The sequence below is a fragment of the Streptomyces sp. NPDC006476 genome (assembly GCF_040612015.1).
GTDB lineage: Bacteria > Actinomycetota > Actinomycetes > Streptomycetales > Streptomycetaceae > Streptomyces > Streptomyces griseorubiginosus_B.
This window is the reverse complement of sequence record NZ_JBEXPK010000002.1, coordinates 176,682-194,315: the sequence shown is the minus strand read 5'-3', so window position 1 is coordinate 194,315 and position 17,634 is coordinate 176,682. Positions and strand designations below refer to the sequence as shown.

Annotated in this window: 14 protein-coding genes; 7 read left to right on the top strand and 7 right to left on the bottom strand. The window is 71.2% G+C overall.

Features of this window, described 5'->3' with window-relative positions; genetic code table 11:
• Positions 1-129: 129 nt before the first annotated feature.
• Positions 130-1,398, top strand: a complete 1,269-nt coding sequence (locus tag ABZZ74_RS02990; RefSeq protein WP_356761372.1) for an MFS transporter — start codon at positions 130-132, stop codon at positions 1,396-1,398.
• A gap of 52 nt (positions 1,399-1,450) precedes the next feature.
• Complete coding sequence (pgi, locus tag ABZZ74_RS02985) at positions 1,451-3,106, top strand: glucose-6-phosphate isomerase (RefSeq protein WP_356761370.1); 1,656 nt, start codon at positions 1,451-1,453, stop codon at positions 3,104-3,106.
• Between the two features lie 321 nt (positions 3,107-3,427).
• Here the strand turns inward: pgi and ABZZ74_RS02980 are convergent, their stop codons facing one another.
• From ABZZ74_RS02980 to ABZZ74_RS02965, 4 genes are read right to left on the bottom strand one after another with little or no spacing between them, the layout of a single operon-like run.
• Positions 3,428-5,710: an FtsX-like permease family protein gene (locus ABZZ74_RS02980; protein WP_356761368.1), complete on the bottom strand. Its 2,283-nt coding sequence runs from the start codon at positions 5,708-5,710 to the stop codon at positions 3,428-3,430.
• Between the two features lie 5 nt (positions 5,711-5,715).
• Positions 5,716-6,162, bottom strand: a complete 447-nt coding sequence (locus ABZZ74_RS02975; protein WP_356761366.1) for a hypothetical protein — start codon at positions 6,160-6,162, stop codon at positions 5,716-5,718.
• Between the two features lies 1 nt (position 6,163).
• On the bottom strand, positions 6,164-6,913 hold the full coding sequence (locus ABZZ74_RS02970) for an ABC transporter ATP-binding protein (RefSeq protein ID WP_356761364.1): 750 nt from the start codon (positions 6,911-6,913) through the stop codon (positions 6,164-6,166).
• Entirely contained in the window at positions 6,910-7,425 is a 516-nt protein-coding gene (locus ABZZ74_RS02965) for a PadR family transcriptional regulator (protein ID WP_133042668.1), read from the bottom strand. Before ABZZ74_RS02965 ends, ABZZ74_RS02970 begins: the two co-directional genes overlap by 4 nt.
• A gap of 122 nt (positions 7,426-7,547) precedes the next feature.
• Here ABZZ74_RS02965 and ABZZ74_RS02960 point away from each other — a divergent pair, with 122 nt between their 5' ends.
• From ABZZ74_RS02960 to ABZZ74_RS02940, 5 genes are all read left to right on the top strand, one after another.
• Positions 7,548-8,816: an ABC transporter substrate-binding protein gene (locus ABZZ74_RS02960; RefSeq protein ID WP_356761362.1), complete on the top strand. Its 1,269-nt coding sequence runs from the start codon at positions 7,548-7,550 to the stop codon at positions 8,814-8,816.
• Positions 8,817-8,958: 142 nt separating this feature from the next.
• Positions 8,959-10,569: an alpha-amylase family glycosyl hydrolase gene (locus ABZZ74_RS02955; RefSeq protein WP_356761360.1), complete on the top strand. Its 1,611-nt coding sequence runs from the start codon at positions 8,959-8,961 to the stop codon at positions 10,567-10,569.
• Positions 10,570-10,647: 78 nt separating this feature from the next.
• Positions 10,648-11,976, top strand: coding sequence for an ABC transporter substrate-binding protein (locus ABZZ74_RS02950; protein ID WP_356761705.1), 1,329 nt, complete (start codon positions 10,648-10,650; stop codon positions 11,974-11,976).
• A 6-nt stretch (positions 11,977-11,982) separates the two neighbouring features.
• Positions 11,983-13,341 carry an ABC transporter permease subunit gene (locus tag ABZZ74_RS02945; RefSeq protein WP_356761358.1) on the top strand — a complete coding sequence of 453 codons (1,359 nt, stop codon included), beginning with the start codon at positions 11,983-11,985 and terminating at the stop codon, positions 13,339-13,341.
• Positions 13,338-14,177 (top strand): carbohydrate ABC transporter permease, encoded by an 840-nt coding sequence (locus ABZZ74_RS02940; protein WP_356761356.1) that lies wholly within the window; start codon positions 13,338-13,340, stop codon positions 14,175-14,177. The genes ABZZ74_RS02945 and ABZZ74_RS02940 overlap by 4 nt, the downstream gene beginning before the upstream one ends.
• A 38-nt stretch (positions 14,178-14,215) precedes the next feature.
• Here the strand turns inward: ABZZ74_RS02940 and pgl are convergent, their stop codons facing one another.
• From pgl to zwf, 3 genes are read right to left on the bottom strand one after another with little or no spacing between them, the layout of a single operon-like run.
• Positions 14,216-14,998, bottom strand: a complete 783-nt coding sequence (gene pgl / locus ABZZ74_RS02935) for a 6-phosphogluconolactonase (RefSeq protein WP_208778951.1) — start codon at positions 14,996-14,998, stop codon at positions 14,216-14,218.
• Complete coding sequence (gene opcA, locus ABZZ74_RS02930) at positions 14,995-16,113, bottom strand: glucose-6-phosphate dehydrogenase assembly protein OpcA (RefSeq protein WP_356761355.1); 1,119 nt, start codon at positions 16,111-16,113, stop codon at positions 14,995-14,997. The genes pgl and opcA overlap by 4 nt, the downstream gene beginning before the upstream one ends.
• Positions 16,110-17,633, bottom strand: coding sequence for a glucose-6-phosphate dehydrogenase (gene zwf, locus ABZZ74_RS02925; protein WP_356761354.1), 1,524 nt, complete (start codon positions 17,631-17,633; stop codon positions 16,110-16,112). Before zwf ends, opcA begins: the two co-directional genes overlap by 4 nt.
• Position 17,634 lies beyond the last annotated feature (1 nt).

Genomic DNA, 17,634 nt, shown 5'->3' with positions numbered 1-17,634 from the left:
GACGGCCGGCCGGGCACCCCAGCGGGTGCCTGGCCGGACCTGTCTTCGTCGCCGGGGCCGACCGCCTCCGGACCGATTGTCAGTGGTGCCCTCTACGGTTTGTGCAGACGCGAATCGTGAGGGGGAGACGTGACGACGGTCGAGTCCGCGGGCGGGTGTGCGCCCACGTGGCGCGGGGGGTTCGGGCGGCTGTGGACGGCCGCGGTGGTCTCCCGCTTCGGAGACGCGCTGCGCGGTGCCGCCCTGCCCCTGCTCGCCGCCTCGCTGACGGACCGGCCCCTGCTCATCGCGTCCGTCACCGCGTGCGGCTATCTGCCCTGGATCGTCTTCGGGCTGCTCGGCGGCGCGGTCGCGGACCGGGTGGACCAGCGGCGCGCGATGTGGACGGTGGACGCGCTACGAGGGCTGTTCGTCGCCGCGTTCGCCGTGGCCGTCGCACTCGGTCACGCTTCCATCGCGCTGATCATCGCCCTCGCCTTCGCCCTGACCACCCTCCAGACCCTGTTCGACAACGCCTCGACCGCCCTGCTGCCCGTCCTGGTCGACCGCGCGGCGCTCGGCAGCGCCAACGCCCGGCTGATGACCGGACAGCAGATCGCGGGTGGTCTGATGGGCGCGCCAGTGGTGCCCCTGCTGATCGCCGCGGGGGCCGCCGTCCCCTTCGTGGCCGACGCGGGGACCTTCCTGGTGGCCGCCGCGCTGGTCGCCTCGCTGCGGACCGAGGTGCCCCAGCGGCCACCGGCACCGGCGGGCAGCACCCTGCGCCGGGAGATCGCCGACGGTCTGCGCACCCTGTGGCACGACCGGGCCCTGCGCGGACTGTGCGCCGCCACGGCCCTGTGCAACATCGGCATGGGCGCGCTGATCGCCACGCTGGTCATCCTGGTCACGGGTTGGCTCGACGCCGGCACCGCCGGTTACGCTGCGGCGACCACCGCGTACACCGTCGGCGGGCTCGCCGGGGGAGCGGTCAACCGGCGCGTCACCGCCCGGCTCGGGGCACCGCGCGCCGTACTGCTCGCCGGCCTCGTGCAGATCGCCGCCCTCGTGGTGATGGGCGCTGTGCGGAGCCTGACGGTGCTGGTGGCGGCCCTGGCCGTGTTCGGGTTCATGGGCATGGTGTGGAACGTCAACACCACCACGCTCACGCAGCAGCGCGCGCCCGCGGAGATGCTGGGCAGGGTCAGCTCCGCCTTCCGCACCCTCGCCGTCGCCGGAGCACCGCTGGGCGCGCTGCTCGGGGGTGCCGCCGCCACTGCCTGGGGGCCGGGCGCCCCGCCCCTGCTGACCGCCGCCTTCTTCGTCCTCGCCGTCATCGCGCTGATACCTGTCCGCAAGCCGGACGTACCTGTTGTTGCGCCGGGCGACGACGCCATGACGGCTCGCGCACCGCGCTGATCAACTAGGTTGGAACAGCTGGGACAGGCACGAAAGAAGGCTGAAGTCGGACATGAACGCAGATGGCCGTACCAGGCTCAACCAGACGCCCGAGTGGACCGCGCTGGCCAAGCACCGCGAGGAACTCGCCGACACGGGCCTGCGGGAGCTCTTTTCCGCCGACCCGGGCCGCGGCACCGGCTACACGCTGCAGGTGGGCGACCTGTACGTCGACTACTCCAAGCACCTGGTCACCGACGAGACCCTGCGGCTGCTGCGCGAACTGGCCGCAGCCACCGACGTGTTCGGGCTGCGGGACGCCATGTTCCGCGGCGAGAGGATCAACACCACGGAGAACCGCGCCGTGCTGCACACCGCCCTGCGTGCCTCGCGCGACGCGGTGGTCGAGGTCGACGGCGAGAACGTGGTGCCCGGGGTGCACGCGGTCCTCGACAAGATGGCCGACTTCGCCGACCGGGTGCGCTCCGGCGCGTGGACCGGACACACCGGCAAGCGCATCAAGAACATCGTCAACGTCGGCATCGGCGGCTCCGACCTCGGGCCCGCGATGGCCTACGAGGTGCTGCGCAGCTACACCGACCGGGATCTCACGGTCCGTTTCGTGTCGAACGTCGACGGCGCCGACCTGCACGAGGCCACCCGCGACCTGGACGCGGCGGAGACGCTGTTCGTCATCGCCTCCAAGACCTTCACCACCATCGAGACGATCACCAACGCGACCTCGGCGCGCGCCTGGCTGCTGGAGGAGCTGAAGGCCGGTCAGGAAGCCGTCGCCCAGCACTTCGTGGCCCTGTCGACCAACGCCGGCAAGGTCTCCGACTTCGGTATCGACACGGCCAACATGTTCGAGTTCTGGGACTGGGTCGGCGGACGGTACTCGTACGACTCGGCGATCGGCCTGTCCCTGATGATCGCGATCGGCCCGGACCGTTTCCGCGAGATGCTCGACGGCTTCCGGCTGGTCGACGAGCACTTCAGGACCGCGCCCGCCGAGTCCAACGTGCCGCTGCTGCTGGGGCTGTTGGGCATCTGGTACGGCAACTTCCACGGCGCCCAGTCGCACGCGGTGCTGCCGTACAGCCACTACCTCTCCAAGTTCACGGCGTATCTGCAGCAGCTGGACATGGAGTCCAACGGCAAGTACGTGGGCCGGGACGGGCAGGAGGTCGACTGGCAGACCGGGCCGGTGGTGTGGGGCACCCCGGGGACCAACGGGCAGCACGCGTACTACCAGTTGATCCACCAGGGCACGAAGCTGATCCCGGCGGACTTCATCGGGTTCGCCGAGCCCGTGGCCGAGCTGAGCGAGGGGCTGAAGGCGCAGCACGACCTGCTGATGGCCAACTTCTTCGCCCAGACACAGGCGTTGGCCTTCGGCAAGACCCCGGACGAGGTGCGGGCGGAGGGGGTGCCCGAGGAGCTGGTGGCGCACAAGACCTTCAAGGGCGACCACCCGACGACCACGATCCTCGCGCGCGAGCTGACGCCGTCCGTGCTCGGCCAGCTGATCGCGCTGTACGAGCACAAGGTGTTCGTGCAGGGTGCCGTGTGGAACATCGACTCCTTCGACCAGTGGGGCGTCGAGCTGGGCAAGGTGCTCGCCAAGCGGGTGGAGCCGGCGCTGACGGAGGGCGCCGAGGTGCCGGGCCTGGACGAGTCCAGCAAGGCGCTGGTGGCCAAGTACCGGGAGCTGCGCGGCCGGCAGTGAGGTGAGCGGTGGCGCACACTCGCCTGTTGGTGACGGCGGCATACCGCTCGCCTGTTGGTGAGTGGTGGCGCGCTGCCTGCCTGTTGGTGTCCGGTGGGGCGCCCGTCTGCTGGTGACTGGTGGCGTGCCCCGCCTGTTGGTGTTCGGTGGCGCCCTGGGCTCACCTGTTGGGGACTGCTGGCGCGCCGCCTGCCTGTCGGTGTCCGGTGGTGCGCCGCCCGCACGCTGGTGACCGGTGGCCTACCGCCTGCCCGTTGAGGCGGTGCGTCCTGTCCGTTGCGGCGTCGGGGCGGCCGCTCGGGCTGGGCGCGCTGCCCGCGTTCAGGCCACCGCCGTCAGGGTGTCCGCCAGCCGGCGTCGGGCCGCGCGTGCCGCCGGCAGGGCTGCGAGCGCGGTCGCGCCCAGGACCGCTGCCGTGCCGAACAGCGCCAGCAGCAGTGGCGGCGGGTTCTGGGCGATGCCCGAGCCGATGCCGCTCGATCTGCCCTGGGCGTCGATCAGCCAGCGCGCGAGGGGGGCGCCCAGGGTCGTGCCGACGAGGACGGCGGCCAGGGCGGTGCAGCCGGTGGCCGTGACGGTGATCGCGGTGATCTGGCGCGGGGACAGGCCGATGGCCTTGAGGGCGAGCAGATCGCGTTCGCTCTCGCGGACCATGCCGCCGATCGCGGTGAGCAGTTCGACGATCCCGATCAGGGCGAGGACGCCGATCAGTCCGACGACGACCGAGCGCAGCGGGGAGAGCCCCTCGGCCGGGTTGGTGACGGCGTGCACCTCCAGCTGTCCGTGCCCGGCGCCGGTCAGCCGGGCGGCGACCGTGTGCGGGTCGGCGCCGGGGCGCAGGCGCAGCTGGTAGACGCTCGGGGTCAGCCGCGGGTCGTTCTCACGGAGGGTGTCGAGGGACGTGGAGATGACCCGGCCGGCGTTCTCCGGCTCGATGCTGCGGCCCACGATGTGCAGGATCTGCGGCTGGTCGCCGACGGTCATGCGCACCCAGTCGCCGACCCGGGTGTGCGTCAGGTCGAGCAGGCCCTGCCCGGCCACGGCCTCTTCACTGCCGCGCGGCAGGCGGCCCTCGGCGAGGGTGTAGGGGTACGGGTCCTGCCGGGTGCCGAGGCCGCGCAGGGCGATCGTCGCGGTCTGGTTGGCGACGAGCGCGGCCACCTCCACGCTCGGGTAGACGGCGGCGACCTGCGGATCCCGTGCCAGCAGCGCACGGGCGTCGCGCTCGCCGAGCCCCGCGTCCGTGTGCACGGACAGCGCGGCGGGCAGCCCGATCCGCTCAGGCCGGCTCTGGGCCCGGTCGATGGTGGTCCACGCACTCATCGCCACGACCATCAGCAGCAGCGGCAGGGCCAGCCGGACGATGGTCGCCAGTGAGCGGACCCGGCGGGTGAACGCCGTGTGCCACCCCAGGACCAGCGCGGGGGGCAGCCGTACGCCGAGCGCCCGCCGCGCCACCCCGGACAGACGTCCGCCGCGCGCCACCGCGGGGCGGGGTACCGGTACGGGCGGGACCCGTCCCGCGCGCCAGGCCGCGAGACCCGTCGTCGCGCCGATGAACAGGACCGCGCCGGCCGGGATCGCGAACAGAGCCAGTGTGTGGCCGGGCAGGCCCTGCCAGACGCCGACCGCGTCGCCGAGGCGGCCCGGGATGCGGCTGCCCAGGGACTGCGTCAGCGCCGCCGCGCCCACGGCGCCGAGAAGGGCGTAGACGATGTGCTGGAAGAGGAACACCCGGACGACCTGGGCCGGGGTGAAGCCGATCGCCTTGAGGACCGAGATGTCGCGGAGGTGGCCGCGGATACGGGTGGCGATCGCGCCGTGCACCGCGAGTCCGGCCGCGATCAGGGCGCCCAGGCCGAACAGGCCCAGTACCTGGCCGAGCAGCCGGTTGTCGCCCTGGGCCTCGGCGCGGGCCTGTTTCCAGGTGGAGATCTCGCCGATGGTGCCGGGGCCGAGTTCGGCGGCGGCGCGCAGGAGGATGTAGACCGTGTCCTCGGGGTTGGTCAGGCGCAGGCCGATGACCTGGCCGGTGGGGTGCGGTACGGCGGAGGGCAGGGCCCAGACCAGGCCGGGCTGCTCACCGGGGCTGTAGCGGGGCTCCGCGCTGTCGGCCACGCCCAGGACCGTCACGGTCCGTGCCGTACCGGGCAGGGTCAGCCGGTCGCCGGGCGCGGCGAGCAGGGCGCGGGCCAGGTGGCTCTCCAGGACGACGCCGTCGGGGGTGCCGGGGTCGAGCCAGCGGCCGGCGGTGACCAGCGGGTTGCCGACCGTGGGGCGTTCGGATGTCACGCGGAGCTCGACGGCGGCGCGGGTGCCGCGGGAGACGAGGGTGGTGGAGGCGGTGGGGTAGGGGCCGGCGACGGACTCGACGCCGTCCAGTCGCGCCAGCTCGCGCACGTCGGCGGTGGGATTCGTGTGGATCCACACGTGCGCGCCGCGTGCCTGGGTGAAGACCCGCTGCCAGGGATTGGTGGCGTACCCGAACAGGGCGGTCGCCAGCAACAGGGACACGACGATCCCGGCGGTGGCGAGCACGAGGAACAACGCCTCACCCCGATGCGCCCGCAGATCGGAGTGCGCCCAGCGCAAAGTCGCCCACATGCGGATCAGCCCCTCACCCTGCACGGGGCGGCCCACCGGCCGAGACCGCAGCCGACCCGCGGGAACCGTGGGGCAGGGGCGCCGGTCGCGGACCCGTAGGTCACCGTTCTTGTCGCCGCGCGGCCGTCGGGTATCGGGGACCGTGGGACCCAGGCGCCGGTGGCGTTCGGGGACCACTGGGTAGGGGCACCGCTCGCGGGACCGACAGCCGAGGTTCCCGTCGCCCCGTAGCCGTAGCCGTAGCCGTAGCCGTAGCCGTAGCCCGAGGCCGACCGCCGGGCGCGGCCGCGGTGGGCTTGTCGGATCCGCCGGGGACGGGGATCGCTCGGGGGATCGGCGGTCGCCGCCGGTTCAGGCGCACCGCAGCAGTCACGCGTCGGCAGCAGCAGACATGTGCCGGTGTCGATCGCCGGCGTGAACGACCACTTCAAGGTGTCGTCGTGCGTCCGCATGTCAGTCCTTGAACTCCAGTACCCCGGAGATGCCGGCCCGGCTGGACAGGGTGTCGTCCAGGTTCGCGTCGTCGGCTATGCGGCCGTCGAAGAAGCTGATCACCCGGTCCGCGGCGCTCGCCAGCCGGGCGTCATGGGTGACCAGCACGATCGTCTGGCCCCGGCCGTGGAAGCGGGACAGCAGCCGCATCACCTCGCGCGTGCCCTTGCTGTCGAGGCTGCCGGCGGGCTCGTCCGCGAGCAGCAGCGGAGGGTGGTTGACCAGTGCCCGGGCCAGCGCGACCCGCTGCTGCTCGCCACCGGACAGCTCACCCGGCAGGCTCCGCTCCTTGCCGGCCAGACCCAGCTCGCCCAGCAGCTCCTCGCGCTCCGCGCGGGCCCGCTTCGGCGACACCCCGGCGAGCAGCGCCGGCAGCTCCACGTTGTCGGCGACGGACAGGTTCGAGACCAGGTTGAAGAACTGGAAGACGATCCCGATCCGCTTCCTGCGCTCCACCGCCCAACGCGCCTCGCTCCACCCGTCCGCGCACTCGCCGTCCAGCCACACGCTGCCGGAGTCCGGACGCTGCAGTCCGCCCAGCAGATGCAGCAGCGTCGACTTGCCGGCCCCGGACGGCCCGGTGACGGCCACGAACTCGCCCCGGCGCACCCGCAGGCCGACCCCGCGCACCGCGTGCGCCGGGGCACCCTCGCCGTGATGCGTCTTGACCAGGCCCTCGGCACGCAGCACGGGAGCGGGATGCTCGCTCATTCCAGCTCCTCCAGCTCTTCCTGGCACCGCTCCAGCCAGTCGAGGTCGGCCTGCAGGTGCAGCATCGCGCCCTCGATCAGCAACTGGGCGATGCGGTTGTCCCGGTCTTCGGCGGCGGCCAGCTTCGACAGCTGCCGCATGGTGTTCAGATACTGTCGCCGCTGCTTGTTGATCAGCGCGATCTGATCGGCGAGACCCGTCTGCGGGGCGAGCGCCAGTTTCATGAAGAACTCGTCCCGTACCCGGGGCTCGTCCTCGGGCTCCTCGAACCAGGCACGCAGCGCGGCCCGCCCGGTGTCGGTGAGGTGGTAGACCTTCTTGTTGGGCCGGCTGGACTGCTCGACGTCCTCGCCCTCGATCAGTCCCTGCTTCTCGAGGCGGCCGAGGGTCACGTAGACCTGGCCGACGTTCGGCTGAGGGTACGCGGAGCCCAGCAGTTGCTCAAGGTCCTGCTTCAGCTCGTAGCCATGGGCCGGACCGCGCGCGAGAAGCGCCAGGAGGGGCAGGCGCACGGGTGCTGTCCTCCTGTTCGCCTAATGTGGGCCAGACCCTAGTATCGCCCATACCTAACAGGTATACATGGCCTCTGACTCCGGGCAAGGGTGCCCGGTGCCGGGTGTGCAAGGAGGAACCTATGCGGTGGATACATGCCGCCGGTAGGGGCCTTCTCGTTCTCGTCGTGATCCTGACGGGGTACGTCACCTCGGGCGCCCGTGCCCAGGACGGCGCCGGTGGCGGTCGCGGGCCTCTCACCCTCGCCACCGCCGGCGACCTCACCCACTATCTCGGCCCCCTCCTCCAGGGGTGGAACCGCACTCACCCCGGCGAGAAGGTCACCCTCGTCGAACTCCCGGACTCCGCCGACGAGACCCACGCGCAGATGGCGACCGACCTGCGCGACGGCGACCGCAGCCGCTTCGACGTCCTCAACATCGACGTGAACTGGACCTCGGAGTTCGCGGCCGCGGGCTGGATACGCCCCCTGCCCCGCGACCGCTTCCCCCTCGACGCCTTCCTCGATCCGGTCACCGACACCGCGACCTACGACGGACGCCTGTACGCCGTCCCGTACGTCACCAACGCCGGCCTGCTCCTCTACCGCAAGGACGTCCTCGCCAAGGAGGGCGTCCCGCCCCCGCGCACCTGGGCCGAGCTGGAGCACGACGCGAGGACGATCGCGCCGAAGTACGGACTCGGCGGCTACGCCGGGCAGTTCCTGCCGTACGAGGGCCTCACCGTCAACGCGGCCGAGGCCGTCTACTCGGCGGGCGGCACCATCCTCGGCGACGAGGGAGCCCGCGTCACCGTCGACTCGGCGGCGACGGAGGGCATCGGGTTCCTGGCGCGCGGGGTGCGCGAGGGCTGGATACCGAAGGCGGCGCTGACGTACAAGGAGGAGGAGTCCAAGCAGGCGTTCCAGGACGGCAAGCTGCTCTTCCTGCGCAACTGGCCCTATGCCTACGTCCTCGCCTCGGCCAAGGGCTCCCCGGTCGCCGGGAAGATCGGCGCCGTGCCGCTGCCCGGACCGGACGGTCCCGGTACCAGCGTCCTCGGTGGTTCCAACCTCGCCGTCAACGCCCATGCCCGGCACCCCGATTCGGCCGCGCGCCTGATCGCGTACCTCACAAGTGCGCCGGTCCAGCGCCAGGTCCTCACGCGCGGCGCGCTGCCGCCCGTCCGTGCCGCGCTGTACGAGGATCCCGGTCTGATCCGGCGCTTCCCGTACCTCCCCACCCTGCGCGAGAGCGTGATCAACGCGAAGCCGCGTCCCGAGAGCCCGCGGTACGACCAGGTCAGCCTGGTCGTCCAGGCGGTCGTGCACGACGCGATGACCGGGCACGAGACGCCCGCGGCGGCGGCACGCCGTCTGGCCCGGGAGCTGTCCGCGATCCCCGGTCGCTAGTTTCTAGTTACTTGTTAGGTAACGCGAGGGTCTCTCTTCAGTTCGTCTTGGCCGGTTAAGTCCGGATTTGGAGCGCCAATCAGCCGGTAGCTTCTGCTCCTTTCATTGACACCCTCTCGACACATCTACTTAACATGCATGCATGCTGAGTAAGTACCGCTGGTGGCGGGACGCGGTGATCTATCAGGTGTACGTCCGCAGCTTCCTGGACAGCACCGGCGACGGCGTCGGCGATCTCGCCGGGGTCAGGGCGGGGCTGCCGTACCTGAAGAAGCTGGGTGTCGACGGGATCTGGCTGAGCCCCTTCTATCCGTCCCCGCAGCACGACCACGGCTACGACGTGGCCGACTACTGCGACGTCGACCCGCTCTTCGGCGACCTCGCCGAGTTCGACCTGCTGATGGCGGCCGCCCGGCGGCTCGGGGTCAAGGTGCTCCTCGACATCGTGCCCAATCACTGCTCCAGCGAGCACCCGTGGTTCCAGGAGGCGCTGGCGGCCGAGCCCGGCAGCCCGGCCCGCGCCCGCTTCCACTTCGCCGACGGACGCGGCCCCGCAGGCGGCGAGCCGCCCAACAACTGGCACTCCATGTTCGGCGGCCCCGCCTGGACCAGGGTCGGCGACGGCCAGTGGTACCTGCACATGTTCGCGCCCGAGCAGCCCGACTGGAACTGGCGCAACCCCGAGGTCGGCGCCGAGTTCGACCGAGTGCTGCGCTTCTGGCTGGACCGGGGCATCGACGGCTTCCGCATCGACGTGGCCGCCGGTCTCTACAAGCACCCCGACCTGCCCGACTCCGACGACCCCGAGGCCGACGCCCGCACCCGCGACTCCGTCAACCCGCTGGCCTGGAACCAGCCCGAGGTGCACGACGTGTGGCGGCGCTGGCGGGCCACCTGCGAGGAGTACACCGCCCGCGACGGCCGGGAGCGGCTGCTGGTCGGCGAGGTGTCCGTCCCGACCGCCCGCGAACACGCCCGGTACGTCCGCCCCGACGAGCTCCACCAGGCCTTCTTCTTCGACCTGCTGAGCGCCCCGTGGAACGCCGACGCCTTCCGCAAGGTCATCTCGGAGGCCATGCAGGACATCGCCGGCACCGGTTCCACGGTCACCTGGGTCCTCAACAACCACGACCAGGTCCGCACGGTGACGCGGTACGGCGAACCAGCCACCGAGGGCAGCGGCCTCGGCGCCGCCCGCGCCCGCGCCGCCGCGCTGCTGATGCTGGCGCTGCCCGGGGCCGCGTACATCTACCAGGGCGAGGAGCTCGGCCTGCCCGAGGTCGTGGACCTGCCCGACGACGTCCTCACCGACCCGATCTTCCGGCGCACGGGAAGCCGCGCCCGGATCCGCGACGGCTGCCGGGTCCCGCTTCCCTGGTCCGGACAGGCCTCGCCCTTCGGCTTCACCTCCGGCGCCGAGAGCGCGCGGCCCTGGCTGCCGCAGCCGGAGTACTTCGCCGAGTACGCCACCGACCGCGCCCTCGCCGACACCCGCTCCTTCTGGCACCTGTACCGCGACGGCCTCCAACTGCGGAGCGCTCTGCCCCAGTTGGGCGAGGGCACTCTCCGCTGGCTGGACACCCCGCCCGGCGTCCTCGGCTTCGTCCGCGGCGACGGCCTGGTCTGCGCCGTCAACTTCGGTACGGCGCCCACCCCTTCGCCCGTCTCCGGTACCCCCCTGCTGTCCAGCGGCCCGTGCCCCGCCGGGGTGCTCCCCGGCTCGACGGCCGCCTGGTGGATCAGCGACCTCTGATTTCCCGTCACTTCCCCATCCCCCCGCGCCATTTCCCCATCTCCCGTCATTTCCCCATCCCTGAAAGGGACATCGATGATGATGCGACGACGCACGACCCTGCTCACCAGCTGCACCGCCCTCACCCTCGCCCTGGGCGCGACCGCCTGTGGCGGCGGCGGACCGGTCACCGCGGGCGGCGGTGACAAGGCGCTCGGCGGGCAGACGGTCACCGTGGCCGGTGTCTGGACCGGCAGCGAGCAGAAGAACTTCCAGAAGGTGCTGGACGCGTTCAGCGCGAAGACCGGCGCCAAGACCGAGTTCGTCTCCACCGGGGACAACGTCTCCACGGTCGTCGGCAGCAAGATCGAGGGCGGCAACGCCCCTGACGTGGTGATGGTCCCCCAGGTCGGCGTGTTGCAGCAGTTCGCGAAGAAGGGCTGGCTCACCCCGCTGTCGGCCACCACCGAGAAGGCGGTGGACGCCGGTTACGCACCCGTCTGGAAGAAGTACGGCAGCGTCGACGGCCGCCTCTACGGCCTCTACTTCAAGGCCGCCCACAAGTCGACGGTCTGGTACAGCCCCGGCGCCCTCGACCAGGCCGGCGTCAAGCCGCCGAAGACGTACGACGAGATGCTGAAGGCCGGCCACACCGTCTCCGACTCCGGGCTCGCCGCCTTCTCCGTCGCCGGTGAGGACGGCTGGACCCTCACCGACTGGTTCGAGAACATCTACCTCTCCCAGGCGGGCCCCGAGAAGTACGACGCCCTCGCCGCCCACAAGCTGAAGTGGACCGACGCCTCGGTGGTCAGGGCGCTCGGCACGCTCGGCAAGCTGTTCAAGGACCGGCAGTTGATCGCGGGTGGCCCGAAGGCGGCCCTCAACACCGACTTCCCGGGCTCGGTGGAGAAGGTGTTCGGCCCCAAGCCCGAGGCGGGCATGGTCTACGAGGGCGACTTCGTCGCCGGGGTGGCCCACGACCAGTTCGGCAAGACCATCGGCCAGGACGCCGACTTCTTCCCCTTCCCGGCGGTCGACGGCGGTGCGGCACCCGTCGTCAGCGGCGGGGACGCGGCGGTGGTCCTGAAGGACGGCAAGAACGCCAAGGCCGGGATGAAGCTCCTCGAGTACCTGGCGACCCCGGAGGCGGCCGCCGTATGGGCGAAGGCGGGCGGCTTCCTGTCCGCGAACAAGAAGCTCGGCCTCAGCGCCTACGGCGACGACGTCACCCGGGCGACCGCCAAGTCCCTCGTCGACGCCGGTGACTCGGTCCGCTTCGACATGTCCGACCAGGCACCGGCCGCGTTCGGCGGCACCAAGGGCGTCGGCGAGTGGAAGCTGCTCCAGGACTTCCTGCGCGACCCGTCCGACCCGAAGGGCACCGCGGCGAAGCTGGAGACCGCTGCGGCCAAGGCGTACCAGGGCTGACGCGCGATGACAGCGACCTTGGTGAAAGAGACAAGTCCGCCCGGAACAGGGCTCGTCGAGCGAGCCCGGCGCTCCCGGCGGCGGGCCCGGATCGTCGCCCTGCTGTTCGTCTTCCCGGCGCTGCTCCTGCTGGGCGCGCTGGTGGTCTACCCGGTGCTGTTCTCGATCGGCCGCAGCTTCTTCGACGCGTCCGGCACCCGTTTCGTGGGCGGCGAGAACTACACCGAGATGTTCCGCGACCCGGCGACCCTCAAGGCCATCCGCAACACGGCGATCTGGGTCGTGGTCGCGCCGGCGCTGCTGACCGGCCTCGGTCTGATCCTCGCCGTGCTGGTGGAGAAGGTGCGCTGGGCGACGGCCTTCAAGCTGCTGCTGTTCATGCCGATGGCGGTGTCCTTCCTGGCCGCCGGGATCATCTTCCGGCTCGCCTACGACGAGGACCCGCACAAGGGCGTGCTGAACGCGGCCGTGGTCGGAGTGCACGACGCCTTCAAGGGAACGTCGCAGTACCCGACCGCGCGGGCCCGGGACGGGTTCGGTCTGGCGAAGGAAGGGGACGGCTCGTACCGCACCGACGCCGGTGTCCGGCCGGGTAGTTCGGTGGCCCTGGGCCTGGTCGGTGTCGCGCCGAAGGACCTGCCGAAGGGGGCCCGGCCCGCCTACCCGGCCGCACAGCGCAAGGCGGCGGCCGAAGAGGTGCGCGGAGTCGTCTACCTGGACTTCACGCCCGGCGGGGGAGGAGCGCAGGGGAAGGTCGACCGGCGGGAGAGCGGGCTGCCCGAGATGCGGGTCGAGGCGGTGCGGGACGGCAGGACGGTCGCCGATGCGACGACCGCGGCGGACGGCTCCTTCCGCTTCACCGGACTCGAGCCGGGCTCGTACACGGTGAAGTTGCCGGCCTCGAACTTCGCGCCGCCCTACCAGGGCGTCTCCTGGCTCGGCCCCGCGCTCGTCACGCCGGCGATCATCGGGGCGTACGTGTGGATCTGGACCGGCTTCGCGATGGTGCTGATCGGGGCGGGGCTCTCCACCCTTCCCCGGGACGCGCTGGAGGCGGCGCGGATGGACGGGGCCAACGAGTGGCAGATCTTCCGCCGCATCACGGTTCCGCTCCTCGCGCCCGTGCTGACCGTGGTCTTCGTGACGCTCCTGATCAACGTGATGAAGGTCTTCGACCTCGTCTACATCATCGCGCCCGGGGACGTGCAGGAGGACGCGACCGTGCTTGCCACGCAGATGTGGCTGGTGTCCTTCGGCGGCGGCAACAACCAGGGCCTGGGCAGCGCGCTGGGCGTCCTGCTCCTCCTGCTGGTCGTCCCCGCCATGGTCTTCAACGTCCGCCGTTTCCGAGGGAGTCAGCGATGAAGGCGATACGACGGGGCCTGAGCAGTGGTCTGGTGCAGGCCTTCCTCGTCCTGATCGGCCTGGTGTGGCTGACACCGCTCGCGGGACTGTTCATGTCCTCGCTGCGGTCGTCCGAGGACTCCGCGAGCACCGGCTGGTGGACCGCGTTCACCAGCCCCGGCCAGCTGTCCTTCGACAACTACTCGGCGCTGCTGAAGAACGCGGGCATCACACAGGCCTTCTGGAACACGGTGCTGATCTCGGTGCCGGCGACGACCCTGGTCGTCGTCCTCGCCGCGCTGGCCGGATACGCCTTCGCCTGGCTGGACTTCCCCGGACGCGAGGCAGTCTTCCTGCTCGTGGTGGCCCTGTTGGTGGTGCCGGTGCAGATCGGCCTGCTGCCCGTCGCCAAACTCTTCGGAGAACTGGGCCTGTTCGGCACCATCCCCGGTGTCGTCCTCTTCCACGTGGCGTACGGACTGCCCTTCGCCGTCTTCCTCCTGCGCAACTACTTCGCCGAGATGCCGAAGGAGATGCTGGAGGCGGCACGGATGGACGGCGGCAGCGAATGGCGCATCTTCACCCGGCTGGTGCTGCCCGTCGGGCGCCCCGCGATCGCCTCGCTGGCCATCTTCCAGTTCCTGTGGGTGTGGAACGACATGCTGGTCGCCCTGCTGTTCGCGGACCCCTCGTCACAACCGCTGACCGTGGAACTCCAGTCCCAGATACGGCAGTTCGGAAGCAACATCGACGTCCTGGCACCGGGCGCGTTCGTGTCCCTGGTGGTCCCGCTGGTGGTGTTCTTCGCCTTCCAGCGGCACTTCGTGCAGGGCGTGATGGCCGGGTCGGTGAAATGAGACGGTGGGGGCTCCCGAAGGGAACCCCCACCGCACGCTCACGGCGAGGCCGGTGGGTACAGGGAGCGGGGCAGCTGGGAGGCCGCCGCCGCGTCCAGCAGCCACAGGGTGCGCCGACGGCCCTGGGCGCCCGCCGCCGGGGCCTGGATCTCGCCCGCGCCGGAGAGAGCGATCGCCGCCGCCTCCGCCTTGTCCTCACCCGCCGCCAGCAGCCACACCTCGGCGGCCGCGCGGATGGCGGGGAGGGTCAGCGTGACCCGGGTCGGCGGCGGCTTCGGGGCGCCGTGGACACCGACCACCGTGCGCTCCGTCTCCCGGACCGCGGGCAGCTCCGGGAAGAGCGACGCCACATGGGTGTCCGGGCCCACGCCCAGCATCAGGACGTCGAAGGTGGGGACCGACCCATGGTTCTCGGGGCCGGCCGCACGCGCCAGTTCCTCCGCGTACCCCTCCGCCGCCGCCTCCACGTCCGCTCCGTACGGACCGTCCGACGCGGGCATGGCGTGCACGCGCTTGGGGTCCAGCGGGACGGCGTCGAGCAGGGCCTCGCGGGCCTGGGTGACGTTGCGCTCCGGGTCGCCCTCGGGCAGGAAGCGCTCGTCTCCCCACCACAGGTCCAGCCGGCCCCAGTCGATCGCGTCCCGGGCCGGAGCCGCGGCCAGCGCCGCCAGCAGGCCGTTGCCGTTGCGGCCGCCCGTGAGGACCACGGACGCGAAGCCCCGGGAGGCCTGCGCGTCCACGATCTTCGTGATCAGACGGGCCGCCGCGGCCTGCGCCATCAGTTCCTTGTCGCGGTGCACGACCAGCTGCGGAGTGCTCACTTCGCCGCCGCCTTCTTGGACTCCTGCATCACCGGTTCCCGCGCCGCCGCTTCCTTCGCGGGAGCTTTCGCAGCGTCCTCGACAGGCGTTTCGACGGCGACGGGCTCGTCACCGGAGGGCTGTCCTGAAGTGACCGGATCTCCTTTGGCGACCGGTTCTCCTTTGGGAGCGGGTACCTGGAAGGAGGCGCTGTCGTTCAGCTTCTCGACGCCGAACCGCAGCGCCGAGGCGTATGTGTCGTCCGGGTCCAGCCGCCGCAGCTCCTCCGCGATCAGCTCGGCCGTCTCACGCCGCTTCAGCGCCACCGCACGGTCCGGCTGGCCCTCGATGGAGAGGGTCGCCAGGGAACCGTCCGCGCGGTCCAGGGTGATCGGGCCGCAGTCCGTGTGCATCCGGACCGCCGTCAGACCGGGGCCCGACGACAGCGACCGCTTCACCGGCACGTCCAGCCGGTCCGCCAGCCACATCGCCAGCAGCTCGCAGCTGGGGTTGAACTCCTCGCCCTCCACCTCGACGGCCTCCACCTGGCAGGTGACCTGGTCGAGAGCGGCCGCCAGCATCGAACGCCAGGGCGTGATGCGGGTCCAGGAGAGGTCGGTGTCGCCGGGGGTGTAAGTGTCGGCGCGGGCTGTGAGCTCCCGTACCGGCTGCTCGGCGGCGTAGGTGTCGGTGACCCGGCGCTGGGCGAGGGCGCCCAGCGGGTCGTTCGCCGGGTCGAGCGGGGCGTTGACCGGCCACCAGACGACGACGGGCGCGTCCGGCAGCAGCAGCGGCAGGACGACCGACTGCGCGTGGTCCACGATCTCGCCGTACAGACGCAGCACCACCGTCTCGCCCGTCCCCGCGTCCGCGCCCACCCGGACCTCCGCGTCCAGGCGGGACGACGTACGGTCGCGGGGCGAGCGGGAGACCCGCTTGATGACGACGAGCGTGCGCGAGGGGTGCTCGCGCGAGGCGTCGTTCGCCGCCTTCAGAGCGTCGTACGCGTTCTCCTCGTCCGTCACGATGACCAGCGTGAGCACCATGCCGACGGCCGGCGTGCCGATGGCCCGCCGGCCCTGCACCAGCGCCTTGTTGATCTTGCTGGCCGTGGTGTCCGTGAGGTCTATCTTCATGGCCGGCGCCAGCTCCGTCCCTCTCGTGCGAGCATTTCGTCCGCCTCGACGGGCCCCCAGGTACCGGACGGGTACTGGGCGGGCTTGCCGTTGGCGTCCCAGTACTCCTCGATCGGGTCGAGGATCTTCCAGGACAGCTCGACCTCCTCGGTGCGCGGGAAGAGGTTCGAGTCGCCCAGCAGGACGTCCAGGATCAGACGCTCGTACGCCTCGGGGGAGGACTCGGTGAAGGACTCGCCATAGGCGAAGTCCATCGACACGTCCCGGATCTCCATCGACGTGCCGGGCACCTTGGAGCCGAAGCGGACCGTCACGCCCTCGTCCGGCTGGACGCGGATGACGATCGCGTTCTTGCCCAGCTCCTCCGTCGCCGTGTGGTCGAAGGGGGAGTGCGGGGCCCGCTGGAAGACGACCGCGATCTCGGTGACGCGCCGGCCCAGACGCTTGCCGGTGCGCAGATAGAACGGGACCCCCGCCCAGCGGCGGTTGTCCACCTCCACCTTGATGGCCGCGTAGGTGTCGGTCTTGGAGTTTGGGTCGATGCCCTCCTCCTGGAGGTACCCGACCGCCTTCTCGCCGCCCTGCCAGCCCGCCGCGTACTGACCGCGCACGGTGTCCCGGCCCAGGTCCCTCGGCAGCCGGACGGCCCCGAGCACCTTGGTCTTCTCCGCGGCCAGCGCGTCCGCGTCGAAGGAGGCGGGCTCCTCCATGGCCGTCAGGGCCATGAGCTGCAGGAGGTGGTTCTGGATGACGTCACGGGCGGCGCCGATGCCGTCGTAGTAGCCGGCGCGGCCGCCGATGCCGATGTCCTCGGCCATGGTGATCTGCACATGGTCCACGAAGGACCGGTTCCAGATCGGCTCGAACATCGTGTTGGCGAAGCGCAGCGCCAGGATGTTCTGGACGGTCTCCTTGCCCAGGTAGTGGTCGATGCGGAAGACCTGGTCCGGGGCGAAGACCTCGTGGACGACCTTGTTGAGCTCCTCGGCCGACTTCAGGTCGTGGCCGAAGGGCTTCTCGATGACCGCGCGGCGCCAGGAACCGCCGGTCTGGTCCGCCAGCCCGTGCTTCTTCAGCTGCTGGATGACCACGGGGAAGGAGCGCGGCGGCACCGACAGGTAGAAGGCGAAGTTGCCGCCCGTGCCCTGGGCCTTGTCCAGCTCCTCGATGGTGCCGCGCAGCCGCTCGAAGGCCTCGTCGTCGTCGAAGGTGCCCTGGACGAAGCGCATCCCCTGGATGAGCTGCTGCCAGACCTCCTCACGGAACGGCGTACGGGCGTGCTCCTTGACGGCGTCGTGGACCTCCTGGGCGAAGTCCTCGTTCTTCCATTCGCGGCGGGCGAAGCCCACCAGCGAGAAACCCGGCGGCAGCAGACCCCGGTTGGCGAGGTCGTACACGGCGGGCATCAGCTTCTTGCGGGAGAGGTCGCCGGTGACGCCGAAGATGACCAGGCCCGACGGCCCCGCGATACGCGGGAGCCGTCGGTCGGCGGGGTCACGCAGCGGGTTGCTGCTTGACAAG